Here is a 10,700-nt window from a genome sequence, read left to right as displayed (position 1 = left end):
TCGGCACCGGTGGTGGCCGCCAGCCGGTTGCGTGGCGGCACGGCCGCCTCGGCCCGCGGTGCCGCTTCGGCGGTGCGCGAGTCCATCGGCACCGCCCGCCAGGCGGGCTGCACCGGCACCCTGGTTCCGCGCGGAGTGGCCGCCCTCATGTCACATCGATCTTCCCTCACGGGCATCAAGGTGACGTACAGGTTCAAACCCGTACACCACTCCCGTGGACGCTAACCTACAGGAGTATTTCAGCCCAGATGCTCAATGGCGACATCATCCCACCACTGCGCGAGGTACTCCGCGACTAGCCGGCGGTGACAGTGGTGCGCCTTGTCCTCACTGCAGAGCAAAACCGCGTCATTGAGCATCTCCCGTGGGATGGATTCCTCAATGTGGCGATGCTTCATCAGCTCCAAAAACCGGTCTTCGTACACTGTCCAACTGATACCGCGCTTCTTGTAATCGTCGAGCATGGATTGTGTTGGTGCCAGGTCAAGCCGGTGGGTGTAACCAACGCTGCAAATCTCGCCGAGGAAGTATTTCAAGTCATCACGCTTAGCGAAACCCGCCAGTTGGGAAACGTTATTCAGGCGTACATCGATGAGTTTTGCTACTTCAGCCTCGCGCAACAGTCCGAAGAAGCGCTCAGCGGTTTTCCTCGTGAAACCGATCGTGAATATTTTCATCGTCTTAGTGTCCCGTTGTTGCGAAGTCTTCATTGAAATACGCGATCTGGCGTTCCTGGCGGCTCACAGCCTGCTCAAGACGTTCACCTGGCGTGTAGAGCATGTCGTCCTGGTCTAGGCCGAACTTGGCCATGAGGCGCTGCATCGCTGAGGCGTGGCACTCGGTACGTCCATCTCCATGGATGTGGTCGATAGTGACGCCGTGCTCCGCGAGTACTTGCGCGATGAGGATTGTGCGATGGCATTCTAGTGGCTCTTGCTCGGTACACATGATGGCGATGCGCTCAGTCCGTGCGCCTTGCAGTAGACGTTTGATGCCGCTGGCAAACTCAGGAGTCCGGGCGAGGCGCCCGTACTGTACACGCCCGTCGACGTAGCAAGTTGCGTCGGTTGTACGTGCTCCGAGCTCCTTGCCGAGGAAAACATACTTTATGCCGGCACCGTACAGGCCGCGTTTCACGTTGTCTCGGTTGAACTGAGGGGTGAACCGACTAACGGGTATCGAGCGCACGTCGGCGACCGCCGTTATTTCGTGCTGTCGAAGTATGTTCAGGAAGGCCGAGGAGGTATGTGTGGAGTGGCCGATTGTGAGCAAGATGTTGGATGTCATTTTTGCGCTATCTGCTTATATCTTCGCTCGCTCGACAATTGCCGCAATCAGCTTGTAGGCATAGCCATCGGAGTGCGGTTCGCCGAGACTCACTGTGATGAAGGATTCGCCCAACGTGTAGGTAGCGTCTGGCTTGGCGAGATATGCGAGCTCATATTCCGGATCGGTTACTCGTAGTTTGTATTCGAAATTTGCATGTCTGAACTGTGCTCTCACGACTCGCTTCGAATCGCCAAAAGCAATACCAGGGGAGTGCACCTGTAACGTCACGCGGCCGACTCGGATAAGCTTGAGTGAGTCCACTAGGTTGAAGGCCTGCTCTGTTGGCACGCGGTCATTGAGGCCGTGGTAGGTATGCTCCCCGTTGATCCATAAACTACCGGGGTGCTGCTCCAACGTGAGTAGTTTGTCCCAGCTGGCTCGGTCGATCTTCCTCCAGTAGTAGGTGGGATCGAGGAGCCAGTTCTCGCTCTGGAAGGTAGATGGCTGGTGCTGGAGAAGCGGCACGGACACGATATCAAGGACACGTGGATCTGACCCATCTTCATATTTCCGCTCGTGCTCGGATACCTCGTGATTGGGGCGAGCGCTGACGGGGCGTATCCATCCTTCGTCGCCACCTTCCACGATCCCCGCGACACATCGCCCCGTGAGCTTACGGGAGTTCGCCAGACACACAAGTGTCTTGAAAACTGTCACGTGCACCCTCCAACGATGATGCATTGAAACCCACGGGCAACGGTAATGCAGAGCTCCGACACAGAACAGTGACCTCTTTTGGCACACAGCAGAGCTGGAGGCGGACCGGCGACGTGCTCAGGGGGTCCCCGCATCACACAGGCGACCTGACGCCTTGGGCTGAGGGAGGGGTCCAACACAGGAGCCCGCACCGCGCGGACCGGCTTTGTCCGCCGTAAACGCGCGGCCGCAGCGGAGATCTGGTCGGCTGGTGTCTGCGCCTGCTCGCTGATCCACTTCGCCACGGGAGTGCGTCCATCCCCGGCGCGGCACCTGTGTCTCAGTTCCTCCTCAGGAGGCGGTTCCTCCTGCTCATAGTGTTCAAGGTGAGCGATGTAAACGTCGATCTGGGTGACGTTCGGAATTCGGCGCCGAGTTTGCTGCTGCCTCCTGGCGCAGCTCGCGGGCGAGGAGAGAGGCCCCGGTTCTTATCGTTGCGCGGGCATCGAGGCCATGAAGGTACGGGCGAGGCGGTCGATCTCGTCATCTCTGGAGGCCTCATCGACACGCTGATCTCGGTCGATACGACCGCGTTCGGCTTTCAGCCGGCGCTCCTCTTCGCGCAGGTCGTTCTCGTATGTGCCGGTCGTCTGCCGGGTGGTGTAGTTCAGTTTGGCTTCGTGACAGGCTGAGCCCGCGCGGAGCTCCTGGGTGAGGAGGCGGTCGTACTCGGTCTTGCCGTTCAGCAGCTTCGAGATGATCGGCATGCAGTCGAGCAGGACGAAGATGATGCGCAACAACCAGTGGGCGAAGTTGACCATGCCGCTCTGGCTCGCGACCGTTCCCAAGGCCTCCCATCGGTCAAGCAGGCCGATGTTGGCGTAGGCCCGCTTCGTGTCCTCGACATGCTCGGCGATCTTCTTGCTGAGAGTTCTTGAGCGGTCCTTTTCGGCGCTGGCGAGATCAGCCACTAGAGAGCCGATCTCATCCTTCATTGCAGCAACCTTCGCCTGCTGTTCGGCGATGTCATGGTTGTCGAGGAACGTCTTGAGGTCGCCCTTCCGTCTCTTGCACTCGGGTCCATCGCCGCGCACGCCTGTGGTGTGGTCCGTGGGTTCGCCAAAACATTCCTGGTTGAGGTGTTTTACCAGCCTCGCATGCTCTGCTACGTCCGCCGCCAGCCGAGCTTCCGCGGCCTTGAGAAGTTTGTCCTTCTCCGTCTTGTTGCCTTCGACGGCCTGCGCCTTGTCCCCGCCGTCGAGGAGATAGCCGGTGCAGTCGACATCTGAAGGCGCCGGCTCGTTCAACGGGTTGCACTGCTTGTAGCGGCTCTCCGTCTGGCCGATCGCCTGGTCGCGCTTTACCATGATCTCCCGGTCGAGTCGTTCCTGGAAGATCTTCAGGGTCAGCGGCTCGGCGATGAAGATCCCGATGGCCACGGCGAGGGCGAGTCGGATCAGCACGTTGCCCCAGCGGGACCAGCCGTCGTTGTCACCGTGGAGGCTGGTGATCAGAAATCGGTCGACGTTGGCGATGATCAGGCCCCACATCACCGCGACCGGCACCAGATACAGCGGGGAGACCTGAGAGAGCAGTGTCAATGCGCCCAGTACGGAGGCCCCGGCGATGAGCGCGGTGCTGACCACGACTCCGCCGAGGCTGGTGTAGCGGGAGCGCTCCTGCGGGACACTGGCGAGAATCTTCTCGTCGACTCCGGTGAACCGGCGCAGGATCATCCCGAGCGTGAGTCGTTCCCGACGCCTCGGGCGCCGTCCATGCTGCTCGGCGGACTTAGGCCCGTGGAGGATGTCAACCACGGACGTCCTCCTCCATGAAGAAGTCGTCATCGGTGTCGCCCGCCGTCACCTCGGCACGTGGCTCATATGCGGGACTTTCGAGCTCCTTGGCCTCCGCATCCGGTTCCATCTCGTCGAGCGCGGCCAGCAGTTCCTTGCCGGTGTTCTCGTTGAACAGGCCCTGGGCAACCGCTGCCCGGACAACTTCGGCCCGACCGCGGGCCTGAACGACTTGCAAATCGTGCTCACGCTGCATCCTGTGTTGGATCGCGTTGTGCTCTCGGTCTCCCAGGATGGCGTACCGGTCGGCGATCTGCTGGTCGCTGAGGCCGCGGACGGCGGCGTACAGGCCGTCGGCGGCACCGGGACCGCTGTTCAGGAAGTCCTTGATCTTTGTGGCTTCGCTGATCTGTTGATCGCGGTCGAGGGCCGCCTCCTGCCGCGTGAAGTCGTTGGCACTACGGTCCTTGGTGTGCAGGTAATCCTGCTCATTCAATTCGAAGTCACGGTCGAGCCTGCGTTTGGCGTCGCGGAGACCGTGTTCGCCCTGGATGTTGTGCAGGTTCGTCTCGTAATGCCGCCGTCCTCGGACGATCTCGTCGGGAGCGTAAACGTCGAGGCCAGAGAACTCGGCCGTCATACCGGACAGCACACACGGTACAAGGGTCGTGTAAGCCTTCACCTGGGCATGCACGAGAGTCCACAACTCGGGGACCTGGTGCAACCCGTAGCCACGGCCGAGTTCGAAGAGCTTGTGGTAGGCGCGGATATAGGTGACCAGGTGCTCGCCGACATCGGTGAGGCCGGCACGCACCACCTCGATCGGCTCGTCGACCGTGCAGCGGAACCGCACGACGACCATGAAGTCGTGGGCGCCCGAAGAGTTGATCGGTACGTGGATCGTGGCCGGGTGGTCTGTGGACACATCCACGACGCTGACACTGTCGCCGTGCAGCACGTGCGGTTCGTCACCACGCAGCCGCCGGTCGCCCAGCACGAACGTGCCATCGTACTCGAAGACGAGTCGCTGGTGCGGAAGCTGACGGGGGAGGCTGGAGATCGAGCGGCGGGGTTTGCTCAGGAACCCTTGCTTGGCGACAGGATCAAGGGGGACTTGGCTGATCACTGGGTAGCTCATGGACGGTTTCCAATGGTGTCGAGGGAAAGTACAGCCGGACTCAGGAAGATCCGGAGTAGCGACAGAAGTAGCTTCATCCGGTTTTCGTCGGTGTTGCGGGAGATGGCGTAACGCCGCAGGTCATGTGCAAGCAGTGGGCGTTCCTTCGCTGGGAGTGCCTCGACGAGTGCGGCGAAGAGGATACGGACACGGTTGCGGTCATCGTCGTCGCGCTCGTCGAAAGCGCAGACGGCGTCGTACAGGGCAGCCAGTGCATCCCTGCGGTGAGGGCGCTTGACCAAGACTGCCGCCCACAATTTGGCGAGGGGGGCAGCTGATTCAGAGCGACTGCGCAGGTGAGCGGTGACTGTAGGGACCCCAGCTCCGTCTGGGCGAGCCGACAGGACACTGAGGATCGCCCGAATCGAGGGGTCGATCGCACGGCCAATCCGCTTGTCATTGCTGATCTGGCGCGCGAACCAGTCGAGCATGGGGAGGGCGTTGCCGGTGGCTTCCGTCAGTGCTGTGAACAGATGGGCCAGGGCGATCTCAGCATGTCTGACAGGCTTCTTACTGTCTTTTATCTGTAGCCACAGCATCCGGGCCGCCTCCAGCGGGAACCGGATGCCCAGCTCACCTGACCAGGCAAGGGTGGCGGTGAATTTGGGTCTGGCGGCGGATGCCCTCGTCCAGGAAGTGACCGTACGCAGAACCTCCGGACGGGTCGTCTCATCCAGGCACAACCAGGAGATGGCCATCGCGGCGGTGGCCTGCCTGCGCATGACACCCCCTCCTCGGGCCCATGGGGTGAGGAAGATGCTTTCGACGTATGAGTAGCCGGCGACGGAGGCCAGGACCGCCACGCCTCTGGCGATCTCCGCCTGGACACTCGGGTCACGTAGATTGGCGCACTCATGTAGCCATTCGGTGACCGGATCCCACAACCGCATGCCATGCCGTTGGTGCAGCTCCCGCATCACGTGGGTGCGATGCCCTTCGACCTTGAACACGAGCCTGCGTTCCGGTGACAGCGTGAGCAGCGAGCCCTCCGCCACTCGAATCAAGCGGCGGCTCGGCATTGGATCGTCCGCCGAGATGGCGTCCGTTTTCTCCAGGCCGATACCGGCGATGGACTCCAACCGGGCAAGCAGCACTTCGAAGCCGCTTTCCGGCAGACCGGCGATGAATGCCATGGCGGCCATCTCGAAGAGCTCGCCTCGGGTACGCGGGCCATCGAACCAGGTGACCACGTCGCGGCGCCCGGCGGACTCCAGCCTGCTGAGCGCTTTGTCCAACGGAACCCCTGAGGCCAGTTGGCGCGCCAGTGCCACCACGTCGCTCATGGCATGGTCGGTGGTGATCTGGGCGGCCGCCTCGTCGGCGACCTCCGGAGCCACCTGGTGAGCTCTCAAGACGTCGCATGCCGGTGGCGGTAGCCAGGGGACTTGGTCTGCTTCGGGTAGCGACGTAGTCGTCCCTGTGATCACCAGATACGCTCCGGCATCACGAATGCGGCGCCTGATCTCGCGGACGTGAAAGTCGGCGATGCTCCCGTCGAGGTCGTCTCTTGGCCAGTCGCACAGCAGATAGCCGTGAGCCGGCCGAATTTCGCGGGCGGCCAGTTTCTCCAGCGTGTAGGCCGGGCTGAGTTCCACCACCATGTCGCGACGCGCGCCGACGACATCGTGCAACAGATTGAGCGCTGCCGTCCGGCGGCCTGTGCCGGCGTTGCCGATCAGGGCCACCATGTTGCTGCTCTGCAGCCGTTCGGCTGCGGCCTGGTAGCTGGCGTGGCGCACGTAGCAGGTACGAGCCTCCGTCAACTCGTGCTGGGATACGGGACCGGACGTGCGCCGGGACTTGGGGCGGGAACCCGAGATGCCGAAAGAGGCTCCTCCGATGTTGCCGTGGATGTGATTGATGACGGTCTGGACCTGGGAGACCTGCGCGAAGATTTCGTTCGTCGCCTCGCCCTGCTCAGTCAGATCGACCGGCGTGGCTTCTTCGCCGATCCCCACTCCCTCGGGCGGCGAGTCAGTTTCGGATGCCAAAGTTGATCTCCTCACCGGAAATGGGGGCGGTGATCAGATTGACCGTCATCTGCTCGGCGTTGAACTGCTGCGCGAACTGCTTCGCCGCGGCGTCGACACGAACCAGCTGCTCCAGGGAATCCAGCAGGTCGTCGCGTGACTCCGGGTCGGCCGGTCGGCCCTGCTCGGACCGGAACTCCTTGGTCTTCGCGAGCAGCTTCCTGGCGCCGCTGAGGCCTGTCTCGGTGCCGTAGGCACCCAGACGTTCAAGAGCACCACCGGCGATCAGCGCCCACAGAGTGTCAGCGACCTCGGGCAGGTTGTCCATGTTGAGAGTTCCCTTCTGGTCCAGGTCTTCGGAGGGGATCCACATCCAGGCGATCTCGGTGCGTTCCTTGGTCGGCACCTCCAGCCGGGTGAAGGACTCCGGTCGGTAAGAGGTGTGGAGCTGCCGGACGACGTCCTCGTAGAGCCGGTCGGTGAGGATCAGCACCAGGTCGGCGCGCGGGTTCGCCTTCAGGGCGATACGAGCGGCGTCCGCGTTGAGCAGCCGGCAGGTGGTCACCACGACCTGACCGACGAAGCCCATCGCGCCGCGTTTCACGGGGCCGTGACCGATGGAGATGCGTATCCGCAGGCGGGCGTCGTCTCGGCGGTCGCGGTTGTGGTCGTGCAGCGCCTTCCGCATGCGGTGAACCAGGTCGTCGATGACACGGAGCTCGGACTCTCCTTCAGGGAGGACGATGACCTCACCGTCGCCGGCCTCTTGGCGGGTCCAGGTGTCGCGGCGCAGTCCGGCCTCTCGTGCGGCACGGTTCATGACCTGGGCCAGACCCGACTGGATCGAGTCGTGCCGTAGGTCGTCGCCGCGGCCGTAACCCTCCGCATCGACCGCCACGATCAAGCGGCGGTTGAAATCAGAATCAAGCATCACGTCACCTTGTAGTTGCGGGAAAGATCGACTGAAGTGGTCGGGGAGATCGACGGGGATCGAGTCTGGCGAAGATCACATCGCCTCAGGACGTACCAGTACGCTTTACCGGAAATCGGCAAGACCGATCGGGTCGATGGCGATCTTCCGGCGATGACCGGAGTCGATCAGTTCAAGGTCCTTGAAACGTCGGATGGCCTTGAAGACGGCGTCTTTTCTCGCCCCGATGAGATTGGCGATCTCCTCATGTGTGAGCTCGACTCCCAGGTCCCGTTTTCCGTCGAGCCTGTCGACTCCATGTCGGTTGGAAAGTTCCAGGAGCACGTTCGCGACCCGTACCGGCACACTGAACTGAGCGAAGTCCGTTCTTCTGCGATTGGCCCAGTCGAGCCGGTCGGCGATCATCCTGGCCAGTGCATTCCATGCCGCCGGGTGGCGATCGAGGAAGTCAGTGAACGCCTGTGCGCGGATGACGTGCACCAACATCGGACTGCATGTGGTCACCATGGCTGATCGTGGCTCTCTTCGTAGAGCTGCCAGTTCACCGACCACATCGCCGCTGACGCGGACTCCCAGCATGGCGGCCCCGCCTGTTTCCAGGTAGGCCGTCACCTTCACGCACGCTGTGAGTCGCTGCCCTGGGATGGACCTCAGGAGATAGACCTCGGACCTCTCTCGGTCTCCTTGGTAGATGAGAGGTTCGCCGGCCTGCCGCGGGGACGACGGAGCGAGAGCCAGAAGTTCGTTCCGCTCCTCCGGGCTGAGTCTGTCCATGAGGGTACCGGTGGGCCACCTATCGTGGATTTGATCATTTGTCACGGATTAACGCCTTGAGTCATCGATATGAAGCTGTTAGAAGCTACACCCTGAAATATGTGGATGCCACGTGGAATTGGTCGGCGCTGTGACTATATGTGACTTCTTGTCCGGCTTATCCTGAAGGATGGAAGAAATCTCTTGAGACGGTGGAACTATGTTCCTGTAATTAGCGTGCCCCAAGCGCATCACTGGCGCCGATCTGCGACTTATGTGATCGTAAGTTAGTTGATTGCAGTTTTGGAGGTATATGTACTATTCCGGTAGCCGCTTCAGACAGGGCATGCTGGCTGCCTTGATGTCCGCCACCCGACGACGCGCGGGGCGGGCTGATCGCGCCGTGCCCGTGCTAGACCTGCGCAGGGTGAGCGAGGTTGTCAGGACGCCTTCGTGCAGGTGAGCACGATGGTGGTGCCGACCTTGACCTTGCTGTCGGCCTTATGGGACTGCTTGGTCACTGTCCAGTTCTCCGGCAGGAGAACCATCGTCTCGTAGCGGTCTTGCGAGCCGAGCTTGATGTCGCTGAACTCGGGCAGCTTCACCAGACGGCTCGTCTCTTCCTTGGCGGGAGGAAGAGAAGTGTCCTGCAACGCCTCCGCGGGGGCGGTCTCGGTGGGGGGACGCGGTCGTGGTTGGCGTGTTGCCGACACTTCCTACGGCCACGCCACCGACACAACCCGCGCCCAACGCGAGAAGGGCGATCAGCGCGACCGCCGGGCCGGAGAACCCACGATGTGCAGGAGGTGGCCAGGGAGGGCTGGTAGGTCATGGGGATTCCCTGGAATCAGGCGGCAAGCGCCGCGTCAAGGTAAGTGATGTCGCGGACCGCGACGTAGAGGCGCCAGCTGAGCAGGCCGGTGCGGGACACCACCGTTACCCGCACGTCGTGCGCGGTCAGCCAGGCGGCCAGGTCGGCGAAGTAGCCGTCGCCGGAACCGATGATCACCCGCTCGAACCGGAGGTCGATCCGATCGTCGACGGCCATCTCGGCGAGCACGCTATCGGCGCCGTCCGGGCCGGAGCGGGTGAGGATCTGAGCGCCGTGGATCACGCGGCCCACCTCGGCCAGTGATCGGGGGTTGACCCCGACGACGAACTGGTCCAGGGCGCCAACCGCACCCGGCACAGGTAATCCGACATGGTGTCGGCGATCTCCGTCGCGGTGGGCGACGGCGATGCAGTCAGGTTCTCGATGTCCAGTAAGTGGATGGCTCGTCCTGCTCGCAGAGTACGCATCACAGCTCCCTTGCACCTCACGTACAAGAAGAGTAGAGGCTGTGAACTGCGTATGCAAGCATTTCTATCGTGACAGCAGTAGGAATAATTGTGATGCCGTCGGGCGTTCATGCGAGGGCTTGAGCATGGCCTGCTGGACGAGCTCGCGAAGAGGCGGTGGAACCATGCGAAGGTCTGGGTGGGAGTTGATGATCTGGTTCTCGACGGCCCAGACGGACGGACCGTCGAAGGCTGGGCGACCGGTCGCCGCGAAGTACATCGTCGAGCCCCAGCTGAAGATGTCCGAGGCCGGACTTGTCTGACGGCCTTCGACCTGTTCGGGCGACATGAAGGCCGTGTGCCCTTGGCGCCGCCCGACGTGGTGAGTCGTCCGACGGCGCACGCTATCCCGAAGTCGATCACACGCGGGCCGTCGGGAGCGAGCAGGACGTTGGCCGGCTTGAAGTCCCGATGGACGATGCCCGCCTGGTGGATCCCGTTGAGGGCAGCGGCCGTGGCGATGGCGAGCCGAACCAGGCTGTCAGGAGAACGCGGGCCCTCGCGACGAATGAGCTGGTCGAGTGAGGGCCCCTGAACGCACTCGCTGACGATGTACGGCCTCGTGGACGCCCACGTCGATCACCGCGCGGTTGCGAACCCCGGCACCCGGCGGGCCGCGCTAGCCTCGGCGAGGAAGTCGTCCCGCTCAGTGAAGGACACTCGTGCATGCAACAGCTTGACGGCGACCTGCCCGCCGTCTGGAGAGCGAGCCAGGTAGACCTCGCCTTGGCCTCCTTGGCCGATCTTGGAAAGGAGTGCGTACGACCCCA

General features: G+C 62.4%; 10 protein-coding genes and 1 pseudogene. All 11 read right to left on the bottom strand.

Going from position 1 to position 10,700, the window contains the following annotated elements:
* Positions 1–239 precede the first annotated feature (239 nt).
* The 11 genes and pseudogenes from E1267_RS26935 to E1267_RS48215 all read right to left on the bottom strand — a co-directional run bounded on the left by E1267_RS26935 (position 240) and on the right by E1267_RS48215 (position 10,482).
* Positions 240–677, bottom strand: coding sequence for a DUF488 domain-containing protein (locus E1267_RS26935; protein WP_132336222.1), 438 nt, complete (start codon positions 675–677; stop codon positions 240–242).
* Between the two features lie 4 nt (positions 678–681).
* Positions 682–1,287 carry a DUF488 domain-containing protein gene (locus tag E1267_RS26930; RefSeq protein WP_132336220.1) on the bottom strand — a complete coding sequence of 202 codons (606 nt, stop codon included), beginning with the start codon at positions 1,285–1,287 and terminating at the stop codon, positions 682–684.
* A gap of 15 nt (positions 1,288–1,302) precedes the next feature.
* Complete coding sequence (locus E1267_RS26925) at positions 1,303–1,986, bottom strand: dual OB domain-containing protein (RefSeq protein WP_132336218.1); 684 nt, start codon at positions 1,984–1,986, stop codon at positions 1,303–1,305.
* A gap of 467 nt (positions 1,987–2,453) precedes the next feature.
* On the bottom strand, positions 2,454–3,782 hold the full coding sequence (locus E1267_RS26920) for a DUF4407 domain-containing protein (protein WP_165959806.1): 1,329 nt from the start codon (positions 3,780–3,782) through the stop codon (positions 2,454–2,456).
* Positions 3,775–4,899, bottom strand: coding sequence for a hypothetical protein (locus E1267_RS26915; RefSeq protein WP_132336214.1), 1,125 nt, complete (start codon positions 4,897–4,899; stop codon positions 3,775–3,777). The genes E1267_RS26920 and E1267_RS26915 overlap by 8 nt, the downstream gene beginning before the upstream one ends.
* On the bottom strand, positions 4,896–6,929 hold the full coding sequence (locus tag E1267_RS26910) for a hypothetical protein (protein WP_132336212.1): 2,034 nt from the start codon (positions 6,927–6,929) through the stop codon (positions 4,896–4,898). Before E1267_RS26910 ends, E1267_RS26915 begins: the two co-directional genes overlap by 4 nt.
* Positions 6,913–7,839 carry a hypothetical protein gene (locus tag E1267_RS26905; protein ID WP_132336210.1) on the bottom strand — a complete coding sequence of 309 codons (927 nt, stop codon included), beginning with the start codon at positions 7,837–7,839 and terminating at the stop codon, positions 6,913–6,915. The genes E1267_RS26910 and E1267_RS26905 overlap by 17 nt, the downstream gene beginning before the upstream one ends.
* Before the next feature lie 105 nt (positions 7,840–7,944).
* On the bottom strand, positions 7,945–8,613 hold the full coding sequence (locus E1267_RS26900) for a Crp/Fnr family transcriptional regulator (protein WP_132336208.1): 669 nt from the start codon (positions 8,611–8,613) through the stop codon (positions 7,945–7,947).
* Between the two features lie 419 nt (positions 8,614–9,032).
* A complete protein-coding gene (locus E1267_RS44615) occupies positions 9,033–9,245 on the bottom strand; it encodes a hypothetical protein (protein ID WP_165959805.1) in 213 nt (70 codons plus the stop codon).
* Positions 9,246–9,439: 194 nt separating this feature from the next.
* Positions 9,440–9,781: an NYN domain-containing protein gene (locus E1267_RS26895; RefSeq protein WP_132336206.1), complete on the bottom strand. Its 342-nt coding sequence runs from the start codon at positions 9,779–9,781 to the stop codon at positions 9,440–9,442.
* A 174-nt stretch (positions 9,782–9,955) separates the two neighbouring features.
* Positions 9,956–10,482 (bottom strand): annotated as a pseudogene (locus tag E1267_RS48215) (serine/threonine-protein kinase).
* Positions 10,483–10,700 lie beyond the last annotated feature (218 nt).

It is taken from the genome of Nonomuraea longispora (assembly GCF_004348345.1).
GTDB lineage: Bacteria > Actinomycetota > Actinomycetes > Streptosporangiales > Streptosporangiaceae > Nonomuraea > Nonomuraea longispora.
The sequence above is the reverse complement of the archived record's forward strand: the minus strand, read 5'-3'. Positions and strand labels throughout refer to the sequence as shown.